We start from the raw sequence: 17,082 nt of genomic DNA, 5'->3' as shown, positions 1-17,082 counted from the left end.
CCCGCCTGCCAGCACTCGTACACGTCCTCCGCGATCTCCGCCGGCGTCATCGGCACGTTCGGGTTGTTCTCCTTCTTCGGCCACGCACCTGTCGTCGCTATCGTGATGATTCTTTTGTTCTTCAGTTCGCTCATAACCGATTCCATTCCTTTCTTTTCGCCTTTTACAGCAGCGGCAGGAAGTTCTTCAGTGCCTCGTCATAATTATTGACAATCCCCTGCGCCTCTTCCTCCCCCACTACCTTACATACCATGTCGTTGAAAGGGGTGGGAATTCCATTGGCCTTGCCGCGGGCAGAGACATAGCCGTTGATGTAGCTGATCTCAGTCTTGCGCTTCTTTTCCAAATCCTGAAGCATAGAGGCCTTGAGTGCCTTGTGGGGGCCCCAGACTTTGTGATAAAACTCATACTTATTGGGGATATCCGCCTTGGAGGCAAGCTCCAGGGTCTCAAAGTCCACGCCCTGCAGATTGGCCAGGCGTACGCCGTCGGCATGGGCCACTTTGATGGCCTCGTCCGCCAGATGGGCCACACAGTCGATGGAGATGGGGCCGTCCAGCACCTCGCCGAAGGTGCAGCCTAGGGCCGCAGACATACCGGAGAAGGTGCAGTTCATCAGCACTTTGGCCCAGCGCACGCCCATCAGGTTGGGCAGAATGGTGGTGCCGCCGCACAGCTGGAGCAGCTTTTGGGCCTCCAGAATACGCGGGGTGGTGGAGCCGTCCATCTCGCCGATATCAAAGGCATACTTCTCTACTGTAGTCATGGGAGAGGTCAGCTGGTCCACACCAGGGCCAAGCCAGGTGGCGCCGAAGCCCACCGCGCCGCCGGCCACTCGGCCCTTGCCCGCCAGGGCCTCAATCGCAGGCTCAGGCACACCGTTCTGCAGGGTGACGATGAAGCCGTCGTCGGCCAGATGGGGCAGCACATAGCCTACCACCTGCTCATTGACCACCTGTTTGGTACACAGAAAGACCAGATCATATTTTCCTTCCATCTGATCGGGGGTAAGGGCCTTCACCGGTACGGTAAAGTCGGCATAGCCGGTGATCTTCGCCCCATTTTCATTCAGCGCGTCGATATTCCCCTTGAAGGTATCAATCAGATCAATCTGACCGCCATTTTTGGTAATGCTCGCGCCCAGGAACATGCCGATCGAGCCGGCGCCCATAACTGCTGTTCTCATAACATGATTCTTCCTTTCTTCATGGTTCGATAGGATGCGACTGCAGCTCCAATCGCCCTTCCCGCTTTTTAATTGTTGCAAAAGCCATGCCAACTTCTGGTGAATTCCTCCGGAGTTTCGTCTTTGCCATTCTTAAAAGCAGGCTGTTGTTGTCTCTCTATCAAATTAGGGCTTTTCCTTTTTTCTCTTTCACCCATTTTTCAATAAGGCTCCCATTGCGGCAAGATGGATTTTTTATTTTGTCTTTAGGTGTCCTTGTGTCCTGTTAACAGGACACACAGCCCATGGGCTGTGGATTGCTCTTTCTTGACAATTCAAATAATTTGAGGTAGAGTAAAGAAAAATTTTTAGATATTTTATCCGAAAACAGGGAGGATTTTTTATGGACAATCATTTTCCCTCCTCTGACAACCTGTTCCGCTGGGCCTGTGAATCGCAGGATTTGAATATGATTGTCGATGAAAATGGAATCATCCGCTATATCGGAAAGCAGCATGCCTACCTGTACGGCGGAACGCCCGCCGACTTTGAGGGGTGCCCGGTAACCCAGGTTATTCCAAATTCCGGCGTTCCCCGGGTTCTGTCCACCGGCGTGGCGGAGCACGGAGACCTGTTTGTGGTGGCCGAGGGAAAAGAGAATGAAAAGGTGTATGTGATCAGCCGCATCCCGGTGCGTGACCACGAGGGAAATATCCGGGGCGTATTTACCATGGCGCTGTTTAATTCCCTGGAAACGGTAGACCGGCTCAAACAAGAGATCGTGAGTCTGCGCAAGGCCAACGCGCTCTACAGCAAACAGCTACGGGGCCTGACCCGGCAGGAATTTGTCCTGGAGGATGTGGCGGGAATCTCGCCGGCGATCATGGCGGTGAAGGGAATTATCGCCAAGGCCGCCCCCTCTGATCTGCCGGTGCTTCTCACCGGCGAAACCGGCGTGGGCAAAGAGGTCTTTGCCGATGCAATCCACCGCCTCAGCAACCGGAAGGACTATGATTTTGTCAAAATCAACTGTGCCGCCATCCCGAAAGATTTGATCGAATCCGAACTGTTTGGCTATGAGCCGGGCGCCTTTTCCGGGGCCCTGCGCACCGGAAAAAAGGGCAAGCTTGAGCAGGCCAACCGCGGCACCATACTGCTGGACGAGATCGGCGAGCTCCCCCTGGCGATGCAGTCCAAGCTGCTCCGCGTGCTTCAGGAATACGAATTTGAACGCATCGGAGGCACCAAGGTCATCCATCTGGATGTACGCATTATCGCAGCGACCAATCAGGACCTGCACCGCCTGGTGGAAGAAGGGAAATTCCGAAGCGATCTCTACTATCGCCTCAATGTGGTTGAGGTGGAGATTCCGCCTCTGCGGGAGCGTCTGGAGGACCTGGAACCGCTGTGTTCCGTTCTGCTGAAGAAAATTGAAAATCGCTATAAAATGTCCGCTCATACGCTCTTTCCCAGTGCCATGGCCCTATTGCGCAAACACAGCTGGCCGGGCAATGTGCGAGAGTTGGAACACTGTCTGGCCCGCGCCTGTGTCATGTCTGATCACACCACGCTTTCCAACGAGGATTTCTTTTTCCTGATTACCAAGGGCCATACACAGCGGGATCCGATTCCACAGCCCGGCTCCGACGCCCCCTTTCCGCCTCCGACAGGCGGCCTGCGGGCCGTGAAGGGCTCCGCAGAGCGGGAGGAAATCCTCCGGGCCCTGCAGCAGACGGACGGCAACAAGGTGCAGGCTGCCAAGCTGCTGGGCATCTCCCGCAGCAGGCTGTACTCCAAACTGAAAGAATACCATATCAGCCCCGAGTTCCCATGAACCCGGGGCTGATCGTTTGTCTTGGCATCATTTTTGCTTTTCTTATTTGAACAAGAGTAAACTGAGGAGGTTTCCCCATGACAAACAAGGTCATTCTGACTGCTGCCATCACCGGGGCGGTACATATTCCCAGCATGTCCCCCTATCTGCCCATTACCCCGGAGCAGATCATTGACGAGGCCGTGGCCGCCAACCGCGCGGGCGCGGCAGTGGTCCATCTCCACACCCGCGATCCCCAGACCGGCCGCCCGACAGGCGACCCGGAAATGATGCGCCAAGTGGTGGATGGAATACGCCGGCGCTGTGATGTGGTAATCGGCTGTACCACCGGGGGCGCTATCGGCATGACCAATGAGGAGCGGCTGGCCGCGCTCCCCATCGCCAGGCCGGAGCTTGCCTCCTGCAACGCCGGGTCAGTCAACTTCTGCTTCTCTCCCATTGCGGACAAAATCAATCAGCCAAAGTTTGATTGGGAGATTCCCTTTGTCCGAAGCACCTATGAAATTCCCTTCTCCAACACCTTCAAAGATATTGAGGAGTATATCACCCTGATGAACCAATACGGCACCAAGCCGGAGTTTGAGGTCTACGAGGCGGGCATGATCTCCAACATCGCCTACTTTATGGCCAAGGGCATACTGAAGCCCCCGGTGTATATTCAATTTGTCATCGGTGTCATGGGTGGTATTCCGGCCACGCTCAACAACCTGAACTTTCTGGTGCGCACCGCCGACGAGGTAATCGGCAGGTGCAATTATATTTGGTCCTGCGCAGGAACAGGCAGGCAGGAGTTCGACATCGGAACCGCCGGTATTATTTTGGGCGGAAATGTCCGGGTCGGCCTGGAGGATAATCTCTATATTGCCAAGGGACAGCTGGCCAAGTCCAACGCAGAGCCCATTGCCAAAATGGTCCGTATTGCCCGGGAGTTGGGCCGCGAGGTCGCCTCCCCCGCCGAGGCCAGAGAACAGCTGGGCCTGGAATGATGCAGCGGCTCAGCAGACAATAAGGAGGTTAACAAGATGGCTCTTTTCAAACGCAACCCGACGTTTCAGGCAGAGCAGGAGGTCCAGCCGGCCGATCCGGCGCCCCAGTTTATGAATCTGGAGGGGCTCCTGGAAGGGGTACATGGGGTGGTATCCCTCTGCGAGGTGCCCGATCAGCAGATCAAGGGCGGCAGGCGCGCCATCCGCCTGCCTGACGGCGTGCTGGAGCTGTCCGATCACGCCTTTGATTCCTACAACCTGGAAAGTGAGACGGTCCGCAGCGTACAGGACATTCACAATTACAATTACCGCGCCCTGGAGTTGGAAAAGCAGATCGTCCAAAAACGCATCCCGGCCCGGAAATTTCCCCGGGAGCTGAAAAGTGTAAGGGAAAAGCGGGATTATCTCCTCCGGCAGGAGGAGCAGGAACGTCTGCTGAGGCTGTATCTGCCCAACACCCTTACCTCCGTGCACCGGCATAGCTTTCCGGTATTACTTGAGGCCATCGAGGTATGTCCTGATCATCCAGTTTTCCGCAGTATCGGCGGTGTGCTCTTCTCCAGGGATAGTAAAACGCTGCTGCGCTATCCCGGGCTGCAGAATGACCGAGACTACGCCATTCCGGACGGGGTGGAACAGGTGGCCACCGGCGCCTTTGAAGATGCTATCTTAGACACCCTCACTCTGCCCGGCAGTCTCCGCGCGCTTGGCCCGGACAGCTTTGCGGGCCTGCGGGCCAAGCGTGTGGTGCTGTCCGAGGGGATCGAGATCATCTGCTCCGGCAGTTTTGCAGGCAGCCATATCGAACAGCTGGTTCTCCCCGCTTCACTGGAGCGGATTGAGCAGGAGGCCTTTTGCCAACTGCGCGGATTAAAAGAGCTGGAGCAGCAAGGCACAGAACTTGAACTGGGCCCCTGCCTCTTCCGGGAGTGCACACTGGACGATGTGAGCTGGTGGCCCTGGAGCTATATCCCCCGGGCTACCTTTCTCAACAGCCGCCTGCAAAACATTTCTCTCCCGGACGGCGTAGAGGATATCGGCCCCTATGCCTTTGCCGGTTGCTATACCGCCAAATCTGTCCAGCTTCCCGGCTCTGTCCACTCCGTCGGTGTGTTTGCCTTTGACCTCGGCCCCACCTATAATCGCCCCATCACCCTGCCTGAACATCTCTTTCCCGCCATCTGCCGCTTTCCCGCCCGCTCCCCGGTCAATAAGCGCGGGCGTGAGTCTATGTTTCGCCGCTTTGAGGAGAGCGGCAGTACAGAGCGCCGCGATATTCTGGAGGCCCAGATCGCCGCGCTGGAAACCATGCCTCCGCTTCAAAAAAAGCTCTATCCCTCTCTTCGGCGGGAGCTGGATTTTTATCGCCGCCAGCTGGCACAAGTACGCGAGCGCCCATAGATGATCGTTTTGCCCGTTCTTCCGGCAGGACCTTCCGCAGATCGTAGAAGGCCCTGCCTCTTCTTTTTGCCGTTTGTGCACGATATCTTTCGTTTGTCTCCGCTGTACTCCCCCTTTTTCGCATGTCTTCCTTCATTTTTGCAATTTCATATTTTTTTCTTGCATTTTTAGCACGCGGGACGTATAATAACCGTATTCTAACGCAGTGTGAGTTCCAACTCACGTGCAAATTTCATTCATTTCGGTCTGCGCACTCCGAATGCGCGGCAATACAAAGGGGTTTTGCAGTATGGCATTCACGTTTACCAATCCCTATCTTCAGGGCGTTTACGACCACGTGGTCGAGAAGAACTCCCATGAGCCGGAGTTTCTTCAGGCCGTGGGCGAAGTTCTGGAGTCCCTCCAGCCGGTGATAAAGCAGCGGCCCGATCTGGTGGAGGCCGGTGTGATTGACCGCATCGTGGAGCCGGAACGGGTCATCATGTTCCGGGTCTCCTGGGTGGACGACCAGGGCAAAGTGCAGGTCAACCGCGGCTACCGGGTGCAGTTCAATTCCGCCATCGGCCCCTATAAGGGCGGCCTGCGGCTCCACCCCAGCGTGAACCTGTCCATCATCAAATTCCTGGGCTTTGAGCAGATCTTCAAAAACAGCCTCACCGGCCTGCCCATGGGCGGCGGCAAAGGCGGCAGTGATTTTGACCCCAAAGGTAAGAGCGACGGGGAAATCATGCGCTTCTGCCAGTCCTTTATGACGGAGCTGAGCCGCCATATCGGCGCGGATACCGACGTGCCCGCCGGCGACATCGGCGTGGGCGGCCGTGAGATCGGCTTCCTGTTCGGCCAGTACAAGCGCCTGCGCAACGAGTTTACCGGCGTGCTGACCGGCAAGGGCCTCAGCTACGGCGGCTCCCTGGCCCGCACCGAGGCCACCGGCTACGGTCTGTGCTACTTTACCGACGAAATGCTCAAGGCCAACGGCAAGAGCTTCGCAGGCCGCAGGGTCGTCATTTCCGGCTCCGGCAATGTGGCGATCTACGCCAATCAAAAGGCGACTCAGCTGGGCGGCAAGGTGATCGCCATGAGCGACTCCAACGGGTATATTGTAGACGAAAACGGCATTGACTATCAAGTGATGCAGGAGATCAAGGAAGTCAAGCGCGCGCGCATTAAGACCTATCTGGATTATGTGCCCACCGCCAAGTATGTGGATGGCTGCGGCGGCATCTGGAGCGTGCCCTGTGACATCGCCCTGCCCTGCGCCACCCAAAATGAACTGGATCTGGCCGGAGCCCAGGCTTTGGTAAAGAACGGCTGTTTTGCCGTCGCCGAGGGCGCCAATATGCCCTCCACCCCCGAGGCCGTGGCCTGCTTCCAGTCCAGCGGCGTTCTCTTTGCCCCCGCCAAAGCCGCCAATGCCGGCGGCGTGGCCACCTCCGGCCTGGAGATGTGCCAGAACTCCATCCGTCTGAGCTGGAGTTTTGAAGAGGTGGATGAGAAGCTCCACGACATTATGGTCAATATCTACCACAGCGCCGCCAACGCAGCGGCCGAGTACGGCATGCCCGGTAATCTGGTGGCGGGCGCCAACATCGCCGGCTTCCTCAAGGTGGCCGACGCCATGAAGTGGCAGGGCATTGCCTACTGAATGACAGTGCACCGCGCCGCCGCAATGCTCCGCTCTGCCCGCCGGCCGCTTTGACCCCATCTCAGATGGGGCGGCGCTCTGTGCCGTCAAGCGGGCCGACTGCGGTGTACCCTTAGCGTAGAGGCAATTCACTTGCCCCGAGCATGTTAAGGACACCGGGGTCCCCAACGTAAAATACGTTGGGGAGGCGGCCGACGCCACGAATCATCAGGGCATCGCCTGCTGAAAAGCGGATGAAAAAACCAGGCGCGCCATAGGCGCGCCTGGTTTTTATTGCCGCGAAATGCGGCTATGCATTGACTTGTATCCCTCAGACGGATATACTAAGAACAAAAGGAGGACCAACGCCATGCAAGTTACCTTTGAACAGATCCGCCAGTCCCCGGAAATACGCACCTACATCAAGCAGGCGGACGCCTCCCTGCTGGCTCTGGGCTTCACAGAACACAGCTTCGCCCATGTAACCCGCTGCGCGGAGACCGCCTCCGGTCTGCTCTCCCAGTTGGGCTACAATGAGCGCGAAGTGGACCTGGCCAGAATCGCGGGCTTTATGCACGATATCGGCAATGTCGTCAACCGGCACGACCACGCCATCAGCGGCGCCACCATGGCCTTCCGCATTCTGGACAATATGGGGATGGAGCCTGCGGATGTGGCCGCAGTGATTACCGCCATCGGCCATCACGACGATTCCACCGCCTTCCCGGTCAACGCCATCGCCGCCGCGCTGATCTTGGCCGACAAGACTGATGTGCGCCGCAGCCGGGTGCGAAACCGTGAGACCATCAATTTTGACATTCACGACCGGGTCAACTACGCGGTCGAGGCCTCGGAAACCGTGCTGGACCGGGCGTCCAAAACCTTTACCCTTACCCTGACCATCAACACACAGGTGTGCGCCGTGATGGACTACTTCGAAATTTTTCTGGAGCGCATGATCCTCTGCCGCCGCGCCGCTGAATTTTTCGGCTTGACCTTTAAGCTGAATATCAACGGTCTGGCTGTTATCTGAACCGCAGCTGCGCCTATGATCCCGGAGTCCCCCGCTGGAACAAGCTGTTCCAGCGGGGGACTTTTCACAATCTCCCAAAAACAGCACAACCCCCCGGCCATCCAACGTGACCGGGGGGCTACCGCTGATTCTGGATTTCCGTCAATGTCGCAACCTCTTACTTTCTACGGATTTTGCCGCGCTGGAATACAAAGGAAGGGAATTTCCCGTGTTCACATGTTTCCCTGGGATGCCGGGCACACTGGTTCTCGTCTTCAGCAGTACTGCTTGCGCGATTTTCCTAGTGCATCTCTCTTCAATGAGGCGATCCGGAACAGGTGCTGACTGGAATTCCTGATTTCCTATGCTTCAAACGCTTGGAAAAAGATAAGTGTTTATGAGCTTGCTAGCCCATGGGACTCACCCCTTCCTTTCTGGCTATATTGTACTATGGAAGCTCCTGTTTGTCAAGTTCTTTTTGTGATGAAAGTCAATTTTTATCGGACCATTTCAAAAGGGCCGTCTCGTTCCGGAGACGGCCCCGCCCGTTTTACAGCGACTGCAGCAGACAGAGGATCAGCCCGTAAATCACGCTGGCACTGATGCCAAAGACCAGGACCGGTCCGGCGATGATAAACAGCTTGGCCGCGGTGCCGGTAATGAATCCTTCACTCTTAAACTCCAACGCCGGGGCAACCATGGCGTTGGCAAAGCCCGTAATGGGTACCAATGTCCCCGCGCCCGCGTGCTTGGCCAGCCGGTCAAACAGCCCCAGCCCGGTAAACAGCGCGGCCAGAAAGATAAGCACCACCGACACGCTGGTGCCGGCACCGCTCTCACTCATTCCCCAGGTGCGGAACAAATTCATCAGTCCCTGGCCGGCCGTACAGATCAGCCCGCCGGTCACAAAGGCCCAGATCAGGTTTTTCCCCATGGGTGAAGGCTTGGATTTGGCGTTGACATATTTCCCGTATTCTTTGTTGGTCATATCCATAAAAGGGATCCCTCCTTTGCCGTAGGATTTCCCTTGACAAGGCAAAATATCCGTGTTAATCTTTATTTAGTAATTTACTAAATAACTTATTTACTAAAGGAGATCCTATGAAAATTCCGACCAATCTAAAACACAAGCCGGTCATTGTGGCGGAGGATTACGAGCATATTGACGGCCGCAGCGCTTATCACAGCGACGCCAAAGGCCTTTCCCTGGGCCTGGCCCAGTGGAACGACCGGGGAAAGGTGGACATCTCCGCCAAGGTCTGGCGCTATACCGGCGAGAAGTGGTCCCGCCAGTCGGAGGAGCTGCCCCTCCACCGGGTGATCGACCTGGCGATTCTAGCCTGCCGCGCCCGGCTCTACTTCCGGGAGGAGGCCTACCGCTATCCCAAGGGCTATGATCCGGAACACCCCTGCATTGACCGCGTGGGCCTGCAAGGGGATGCCATGACTGTGGAGGTATGCACCGGAAACGACCATATTGACGAGGATATGAAGCTCTTTCAGGATGCCCTGGCCCGGGATGACGAGCTCCTGGGCGAGCGCCTCTCCGTTCTGGCCCGGCTTCTGGGTCAGATGGGCTACCACGCCTATTGAAAAGCGGAGCCGGGCCCCTTTTTGTGGGTCCCGGCTCCGCTTTTTAGTTCCTCTCATCGCATGGTGTAGAGCAGCTTGGCGACCTCGGCCCGGCTGATCAGGCTGAGCGGGTTGATCTTGTTCTCATAGCCGCTGACCACTCCCTGTCCCACCAGCGTCTTTACATAGGACAGCGCCCAGTCCGGCACTTGTCCGGCGTCGCTGAAGCCCATCTCCGCCTCCGCATAGCCCCGCGCCTGGGTGCGCCCCAGAATCGTCATGGCCTCAGCGCGGCTGATGGTGGACAGGGCGTTGACCCGCAGGGAACCATCTCCCCCTGCCGCGCCTTTCAGGATGCCCAGGCTGTACATGGCCTTAACCTCGCTGAGCGCCCAGTCCGGGATCTGCGCGGCATCCGCAAAGGGCAGCTGCACCGAGTCATATTGGCTCAGGTCCAACCCCAGCCAGCGGGCGGTCATGGCGAAAAACTCCGCCCGGGTAATGCTCTTGCCTGGCTGGAACAGTCGGCTTCCGTCGGCGCTTACCACCCCGTTGCTCACCCCTTGGGCGTAGAGATAGGCGGCGTAGGTGCCGGCCCAGTGGTCGTCCATGTCGGCGAAGGCCGCCCCCGGCGCGGCGGCGGGTGTCTGGTCGGCGGACGCCCGGGCCAGATTGCCGCTGGCATCGGCCACTGTCACCGAGACCCGGTGATACCCGCCGTCCCCGGCGGGTAGGGCGGCGGAGCCGGTCATGGTACTCTCATTCCAAGTGAAGCTGAGCGCCGCGCCGTCATAGGTCACTGACACGCTGGACTTGGGAATGGAGTGATCCACATTGTCCGTGGCCGCGATGGTAAAGGTACTTCCGCTGAGGGTCCCGGTGACCGTGGGCGGCACCAGATCCGTCAGCGACTCATTGGAGGTGGTGAACTGATCCAGCCACAGCTTTCCTGTCTTCTGGCCCCCCGCGTAGACCACGCTCAGCTCCTGCAGGCTGACCGCCCCTTTGGGCAGAGCGGCGCTGAGCTGCTTCCAGCCGGTGAAGCTCAGGGCGCCCAGGGTCATCTGGTGGACACCGCCGCTGCTGTCCGCCGCCGTGGCCAGCAGCGTGTTGCCCGAGCCGTCCCCATAGACCCACACGGAGAGGTAGGCCTCGCCGCTGGCCATAGTCAGTGCGACGGGGAAGGAGGCGGTGCCGGAGGAGGCGTCATAGGCTGCTTTCAGGCTCTGCCTGCCGTAGCGCACATAGTCCAGGCCGGTCTCCGCGGATAGCGTGACCGAGGAGGTGGAAGAAAAGGCGCTCAAATCCCCCTCACAGTCCTCCAGCGTCTTGATGTGGCCGGCTACCGTCACCGGGATGGACACGCTGGTCCCGCCCGCGCTGACCTTGAGGGTTCCGCTGGCGCTCTTCTCCCCTGCGGTGAACACACCCTCTGCCGTGATCGTTCCCACCGCCGGGTCCACGCTCCAGGTGAAGCAGGTATCCGCGGCGGTGAGGGCCAGCTTGCGATAGACGGCGCTGGCCTTCAAGTCGATCTGCGCCCCCGGATCCAGACTGAGGGAGGTCACCGCCGCCCCGGTGGATTGATTGCTCAGGGTGATCTGGTCGGGCGTCCGGACCGTGGTAAGATAGGCCGTGCCTGAAGCCGCTCCATCACTGACGGTCACCCGGCTCTTCCCGCTCTCGCTGCCCGCGGTGAACACTCCGTCCGCGCTCACCGTGCCGCCGCCGCTGGCCACCGACCAGCTCACCTCGCCGGACTGCGTGGGATAATAGCCCGTATCCAGCGCGGTCGCCTTCAGGGTTACGGAGGCGCCTGAGAGCAGGAGGCTGTCGTTGGGGGTCACGCAATAGCTGGCCCGCTCGCCGGTCGCCTGGAGGTCGGTGGTCAGGAAAAGCGCGGTGGAGACCGCCCTCTGGGCCCCGTCGGACGGCTTGTTCACCACTGTCATGCCTGTGTCGCCAGGATAGGCCGCCCCCAGGGTGGTGGAGCCGCCACCGTCCAGGCACACCGCGTCCACACATCCCAGCTCCACCAGCCGCTGAGCCACCTGGGTGAGGGTAGCCCCTATGCTGTAGCTGGACTGCTTGCCGTCCAGAGCATAGAACACCAGGGTGCCGTCAGCTTTGATGCCCACGGCGGAGCGTGCCGTGCGCTCACTGTCCAGCCCGGAGAGCACCTGGCCGTTCTGCACCATTCGGTACAGGGTGCCCAAGCCCTCCACGGCAGAGGAGAAGCGCTCATCCCGGGCCGTCACTGAGAGGGTCACCTGATCCCCCGCAGTCAGCGCCCGCAGGGCGGTCAACAGCTCCTCCTTGTCCTTTCCGTTCAGAGAGAGCACCAGCTTCCCCTCCGGGATGGAGATGCTGCCCGTGGACTCCAGCACCTGCTCCACAGTGCAGGTCAGGCTGCCGCCTATGGTCAGACCGGCGCTCTCCTCATTGGGGACCAGAATTACGTCCACCCCCGCCTCGGTATTCTGGGTGGTGGAGGCAAAATCGCTGGTGAGGAGCACCAGTCCGCCGGTGCCATCTGTGGCGGAAATCTTGCGCACCTTGTTCACCCCACCGGTGACCTTGAGGGTCTGCGCAGGCAGTGCGGCGTTTACCGTCAGGCCAGGCGTGCCGATAAACGCGGTTCCGTCCTCATAGAAACCGATGGCCAGGCTGTTGCTGTAGGTGGGGGTGGCCCGCAGCACGCCGCCGCTGAGGACCAGACCCACCGGCGCACCGGTGGCCAGGACGAAATAGTCCCCATTGATGCCGGACACCAGCCGCTCCCCCTGGCTCTCCAGGGTCTTGGCCATGCTGCTCAGGGTCGCCTTGGAGAGCACCTTCGCCCCATAAGCCACGGTCGGCGTCACAGCCTCATTGGGGGTATAGGTGATAAAGTACTCGGTGCGCAGATCGGAATAGGTATCGCTCCAAAAAATAGTTTTGTCCAGGTCCGTCCCCTGGGAGAGCGTCACCTTTCCCGTATGTAGCTCCCAGCCCAGCGCCTCTGAGGCTGAGGCAAAGGTGGAGCCGGCCGTCATCAGCAGGGCCAGGCCCAGGGCGGCCGCCCGCCTGAGAAATGGTCTCTTCATTGTGGAACCTCCATGCGCCCTTCGGCGCGTCTTGTGTAAGTCTTTGGTCAAGCAGTTTAGATATTATGTTAACACAAAGGCGCCCGCTTGTAAATAAGCGGGCGCCGGATCAGTTTATTTTTATCTTTTGTTCGAGTCAGGCGCCGGAGACTCTCCCTCCTCCAGCACATGCACCTCCCCGCCGCGCTCCATCTGCCGCAGCTTGGGCAGGGTCTGCTCCAAGGTGCTCTCCTCCTGGAGGGAGAGCAGGTCCCCAATCAGTTGGTTGGAGACCAAAAAGCCCCGGGCCGTCAGATTCCACCTGCGGTCGTGCCGCTCGGCCCACCCCTGGCGCTCATATTCCTCCAGCTTCTGCTCCAGCGGGTCGAAATTCATAAAGAACTCCCGCCGGTACTCCCACTCCTCGATACCCCGGGTGGTGCGCAGCCGGAGCATCAAGTACTCGCCGCCCCGCTCCCGCTGAGGGATGAGCTCCGACTCGTCGATGACCGCGCCCCCACCCAGCACGCCGGTGATGTAGGCGTCCAGGTCGCGCACGAACGAGTAGCGCCGCCCGCCGAAGTCGGAGTGTGCCCCCGGCCCGAAGCCGATGTAGGGCCGCCCCATCCAGTATTTCAGGTTGTGCCGGGACTGAAAGCCCGACCGGGCGAAATTGGAGATCTCGTACTGCCGGTACCCGGCGGCGGCCAGACGGTCCACCATCCACAGGTACATGTCCGCCTGCATGTCGTCGTCCGGGAGGACCTCCCCCCGAACCACCCGGTCGTCCAGTGGGGTGCCCGGCTCCACCTTCAGGCCGTAACAGGACAGATGCTCCGGCTCCAGGGCCAGGACCTGCTCCACCGTGTCCTGCCAGGCGGCCATGTCCTGCCCGGGCAGGCCGTAGATTACGTCCAGGCTGAGATTTTTGAATTTGGCCGCCCGCGCCGCCTCCACCGCCGCCCAGGCCTGCCGGAAGTCGTGGGGCCGGTGGAGGCGCTGCAACTCGCAGTCCCGGGCGGACTGCACCCCCAGGGACAGGCGGTTCACCCCCGCCCGGTGCAGGGCGGCGAGCATCTTTTTGTCCACACTGTCCGGGTTGCACTCCACCGTGATCTCCGCATCCTTGCTCAGGTCAAAATGCTTGCCCACCGCGCTCAGCAGGGCGCGCAGCCGCTTCTCCCCATAGAAGCTGGGGGTGCCGCCGCCGAAGTACACCGTGTCCACCTGATACCCCCGGGTCAGGGGCCCTGTTTCCTTCATGTGGGCCAGCAGCGCCTTCTGATAGTCGTCCATCCGGTTCTCCCGCCCGGCCAGGGAGTAAAAGTCACAGTAGTCGCATTTGCTGCGGCAAAAGGGGATATGGATATAAAGACCCAGCTTATCCGACAAAGGGACCACCTCGTTTTCCTTGAGAACGAGTATATTATATAATAAATTCCCCTATTTGAAAAGTATTCTTTGTAATGTTATACTAACGGTGATCCAAGAATCCGGAAAGGAGCCCTCTCCATGCCGCTCACCCAGCCCCGCCGCCTCTCCCTCACCGTCTCTCCGGAGCAGGCGGGCGAAAAAGTAGATACCCTGCTCCGCCGCGGTCTCGGCCTGTCCGGCACGGTGATCCGCCGGGTCAAGTGGCTGGAGGACGGCATTTTGCTGGACGGCGTCCGGGTGCACACCGGCGTGCGGGTGCGGTCGGGTCAGGTACTCTCCGTCCGCCTCACCGACCCGGCCCGGCACAGCGGCGTTCTCCCCGCCCCGGGGCCTCTGGATTTTGTCTATGAGGACGAGGACCTGCTCATCCTCAACAAGGCCCCCGGCGTGCTCTGCCACCCGGGACACGGACATTTTTCCGATACTCTGGGCAACTTTATACTGGACTATTACGACCGGATGGGCATCCCCGCGGATTTCCACCCGGTCCACCGCCTGGACAAGGGCACCTCCGGCCTGCTGGCGGTGGCCAAGCATCCCCACGCCCAGGAAATCCTGAAGCGTCAGCTCCACACCCCCGCCTTCCGCCGCGTCTATCTGGCGGTGTGCGACGGCGTGCCCGAGGCAGAGGCGGGCGTCATTGACGCCCCCATCGGCCGGGTCCCCGATTCTCTCATGGCCCGGCGGGTGGATCCGGAAGGCCAAGCCGCCCGCACCCGCTGGCAGGTGCTCCGCGCCGCCCGGGGCCGCGCCCTGGTGCGTCTGGAGTTGGAGAGCGGCCGCACCCACCAGATCCGGGTCCATATGGCCCACCTAGGCCATCCCCTCACCGGGGACTTCCTCTATGGCACGGAGGACAGGAGCCTCATCGCCCGCCCCGCCCTCCACTCCTTCCAGCTGTATCTGAAGCACCCCATCACCGGGGAGGCTATGAAATGGGAGGCTCCCATGCCGGAGGATATGGCGGGACTGGTATAGATCGCTGTTTCGCTCCCTCGAGGGGTCCATCCGCAAAAAAGCGCGCCTTCCAGGAGATCGCTCCTGAAAGGCGCACTTTCCATTTTTACTTTACCGGAACTTCCACCGGCTCATCCAGCTGGGCAAACCGGGTGTAGGCCAGCTCCAGCTCCGCGGTATCCCAGGGACAGTCCTCCAGGGTGAACCAGCAGCAGCCGTATCCGGCGGGTATGGTGAAGCCCTGGATCTCCCGGTCCTCCTCCGCCCAGGCGGTGGAAAAGCTACTGGAGCGGATGTCGTGCTCCCCACCCTCCGGGTCGCGCCAGCTGCTCAGATGGAAGTTGGTAGTTCCCAGGGGGTGGTCGCCCCGCTGGGCAAAGACCAGGCGCACATCGTCCCCCGTCCGCCTGACCCCGGCCAGCCGGACATTCTCCGGCAGGCCCTCCGCCGTGCTGTTTTTCAGGTCAATTCGGGCATATTCTCCCCCCTTGTCCAGCCACTCCGCGCCGGTGATGCACACCGTCAGGTGCTCCGCATCCCCAAAGTAGCTGCTCTCCAGCCGGTGGGAGGGATAGAAGGGCGTGCCCTCCGGGTCTCCGGTGGCGGTGATTCCGTTGGATATCTTCTCATACCGGGTGCCGTTCTCATCCTCCAGATAGAAGTCCAGCCCCTTGAGCCAGGCGGTATTCTCCGGGTCGTCCTGAAGCTGGAGGCGCACATGGGTTGGGTAGATCTCCACCCGGTCCACATAGAGCCGCTGGCCGTCCACTTCCATCCAGCGTCCCACCTCCACCACCTGACCCTGGGTGGTAAACTGCGGGTCAAAGCGCAGCTCAAAGGTCAGAACGGCGGCAGGCGTCCCCCGCTCTTCAGGGAACTCCGGGTCCTCCGCCTCCCCCACGGGGGCGGCCGGCGCATCAGCCGTCTCCTGTTCCAAGGGATAGAGGCTGCACTCCAGGGTCAGCCGGTCCGGCATTTTCCGCTCCTCAAAGTCCACCGCGATATGCCGCATCCCCTCGTCCATCGCGCCGCCCCAGCTGACCGCCACGCCCGAAAGCTCATCCCCCGCCTCGTCCAGCAGGCGGGGCAGGTCCTCGTAATTCTCCATCTCACCCTTGACGGTGTAGTAGATATTCAGCTGTTTCTGGTCCACGATCAGGTACTCCACGGTCATAGATACGCCGTTTGCCTCCCGGGTCTGGCCCACGGGCTGTACAAAGTCGTGCTCCACCGCGGCCTTCAGGCTGGGGGAGAGGGCCACGGCGGCGGCCAGGTCCCGGAGTACCGGCAGCTTTCCGCAGGCCCGCGCAAAGGGGACGGACAGGTTTACCAGCAGTACAAAGGCCAGGCAGGCCGCCGCCGCGCTCCCCAGGGGCGCGCCCAGCCCCCGGCCCCAGCGGGCGCGGCGGTACCGCGCCTCCGCCCGCTCCGCCGTACCCTCCAGGGCGGAGGGCGTGTGCTCCAGCTCCCGGCAGAGGGTGCTGTATTCTTCCATTCGGTCCATAAGTCAAACCTCCTCGGTCAGTTCCAGCTTCAAAAGGGACAGGGCCCGCCGCTGGCGGGTGGACACGGTGCCGGCCGGGATATTCAGGGCCCGGGCCGTCTCCGCCAGGGTCAGGCCGGAGAAATACCGCAGGATCACCACCGCGCGCAGCTCCTCGGGCAGGCGGCGGACGGCCTCCTTCAGGGGGAGGGCGTCGAATTCCTCCGCAGCGGTCTCGGGCAGGGCGTCCACCGCGATCTCCCGCCGGCGGCGGCGCAGCTCGCTATTGCAGACATTGATGAGGATACGGGTGAGCCAGGTGGCGAAAAACTCCGGCTGCCGCAGCTTTTTGCAGGCCCGCAGGCCCTTGTACACCGCCTCGTCCACTGCGTCCAGGGCGGCGGATTCGCTGCCCAGATACAGCAGAGCGGTGCGGTAGAGCCTGGCCTTCATGGCCTCGGCCTGTTCCAGATATTCGGTGTGAGTCAAGGGTGGCGCCCCCCTTTCTGCCCATTAGACGCGCCGGCGGCGTGTTTTCATTGCGTGGAT

General features: G+C 60.4%; 14 protein-coding genes. 7 read left to right on the top strand and 7 right to left on the bottom strand.

Features of this window, described 5'->3' with window-relative positions; genetic code table 11:
• Both H9Q75_RS09120 and H9Q75_RS09115 read right to left on the bottom strand, forming a co-directional pair.
• A partial coding sequence (locus H9Q75_RS09120; RefSeq protein ID WP_341480903.1) for a 3-keto-5-aminohexanoate cleavage protein occupies positions 1-134 on the bottom strand: 134 nt, incomplete at its 3' end.
• A 29-nt stretch (positions 135-163) separates the two neighbouring features.
• Positions 164-1,186: a ketopantoate reductase family protein gene (locus tag H9Q75_RS09115; protein WP_186566331.1), complete on the bottom strand. Its 1,023-nt coding sequence runs from the start codon at positions 1,184-1,186 to the stop codon at positions 164-166.
• Positions 1,187-1,568: 382 nt separating this feature from the next.
• On the opposite strand from H9Q75_RS09115, the gene H9Q75_RS09110 reads away from it, so the two are divergent.
• From H9Q75_RS09110 to H9Q75_RS09090, 5 genes are all read left to right on the top strand, one after another.
• Positions 1,569-2,999: a sigma-54 interaction domain-containing protein gene (locus H9Q75_RS09110; RefSeq protein WP_186566329.1), complete on the top strand. Its 1,431-nt coding sequence runs from the start codon at positions 1,569-1,571 to the stop codon at positions 2,997-2,999.
• Positions 3,000-3,076: 77 nt separating this feature from the next.
• A complete protein-coding gene (locus H9Q75_RS09105) occupies positions 3,077-3,985 on the top strand; it encodes a beta-keto acid cleavage family enzyme (RefSeq protein ID WP_186566327.1) in 909 nt (302 codons plus the stop codon).
• 36 nt (positions 3,986-4,021) lie between these two features.
• The gene (locus H9Q75_RS09100; RefSeq protein ID WP_186566326.1) at positions 4,022-5,386 is read left to right on the top strand and encodes a leucine-rich repeat domain-containing protein; all 1,365 of its coding nucleotides are present in this window, start codon (positions 4,022-4,024) and stop codon (positions 5,384-5,386) included.
• A 289-nt stretch (positions 5,387-5,675) separates the two neighbouring features.
• Entirely contained in the window at positions 5,676-7,031 is a 1,356-nt protein-coding gene (gene gdhA / locus H9Q75_RS09095) for an NADP-specific glutamate dehydrogenase (RefSeq protein WP_186566324.1), read from the top strand.
• A gap of 349 nt (positions 7,032-7,380) precedes the next feature.
• On the top strand, positions 7,381-8,043 hold the full coding sequence (locus H9Q75_RS09090) for an HD domain-containing protein (RefSeq protein WP_186566322.1): 663 nt from the start codon (positions 7,381-7,383) through the stop codon (positions 8,041-8,043).
• A 529-nt stretch (positions 8,044-8,572) separates the two neighbouring features.
• Here the strand turns inward: H9Q75_RS09090 and spoVAC are convergent.
• The gene (gene spoVAC, locus H9Q75_RS09085) at positions 8,573-9,016 is read right to left on the bottom strand and encodes a stage V sporulation protein AC (protein WP_186566320.1); all 444 of its coding nucleotides are present in this window, start codon (positions 9,014-9,016) and stop codon (positions 8,573-8,575) included.
• Positions 9,017-9,123: 107 nt separating this feature from the next.
• Here spoVAC and H9Q75_RS09080 point away from each other — a divergent pair, with 107 nt between their 5' ends.
• Positions 9,124-9,615 carry a DUF6530 family protein gene (locus H9Q75_RS09080; protein ID WP_186566318.1) on the top strand — a complete coding sequence of 164 codons (492 nt, stop codon included), beginning with the start codon at positions 9,124-9,126 and terminating at the stop codon, positions 9,613-9,615.
• 53 nt (positions 9,616-9,668) lie between these two features.
• Here H9Q75_RS09080 and H9Q75_RS09075 read toward each other — a convergent pair whose 3' ends face one another.
• Together H9Q75_RS09075 and hemW are read right to left on the bottom strand one after the other, a co-directional pair.
• Complete coding sequence (locus tag H9Q75_RS09075; protein WP_186566316.1) at positions 9,669-12,680, bottom strand: phosphodiester glycosidase family protein; 3,012 nt, start codon at positions 12,678-12,680, stop codon at positions 9,669-9,671.
• Between the two features lie 120 nt (positions 12,681-12,800).
• Positions 12,801-14,060: a radical SAM family heme chaperone HemW gene (hemW, locus tag H9Q75_RS09070; RefSeq protein ID WP_423788646.1), complete on the bottom strand. Its 1,260-nt coding sequence runs from the start codon at positions 14,058-14,060 to the stop codon at positions 12,801-12,803.
• A 111-nt stretch (positions 14,061-14,171) separates the two neighbouring features.
• On the opposite strand from hemW, the gene H9Q75_RS09065 reads away from it, so the two are divergent.
• Positions 14,172-15,071, top strand: coding sequence for an RluA family pseudouridine synthase (locus H9Q75_RS09065; protein WP_186566312.1), 900 nt, complete (start codon positions 14,172-14,174; stop codon positions 15,069-15,071).
• Positions 15,072-15,156: 85 nt separating this feature from the next.
• Here the strand turns inward: H9Q75_RS09065 and H9Q75_RS09060 are convergent, their stop codons facing one another.
• Entirely contained in the window at positions 15,157-16,554 is a 1,398-nt protein-coding gene (locus H9Q75_RS09060; RefSeq protein WP_186566310.1) for a DUF4179 domain-containing protein, read from the bottom strand.
• 3 nt (positions 16,555-16,557) lie between these two features.
• The gene (locus H9Q75_RS09055; protein ID WP_186566308.1) at positions 16,558-17,022 is read right to left on the bottom strand and encodes a sigma-70 family RNA polymerase sigma factor; all 465 of its coding nucleotides are present in this window, start codon (positions 17,020-17,022) and stop codon (positions 16,558-16,560) included.
• Positions 17,023-17,082: the final 60 nt, after the last annotated feature.

Source organism: Lawsonibacter celer (genome assembly GCF_014281125.1).
In the GTDB taxonomy this organism is placed as follows: domain Bacteria; phylum Bacillota; class Clostridia; order Oscillospirales; family Oscillospiraceae; genus Lawsonibacter_B; species Lawsonibacter_B celer.
The sequence above is the reverse complement of the archived record's forward strand: the minus strand, read 5'-3'. Positions and strand labels throughout refer to the sequence as shown.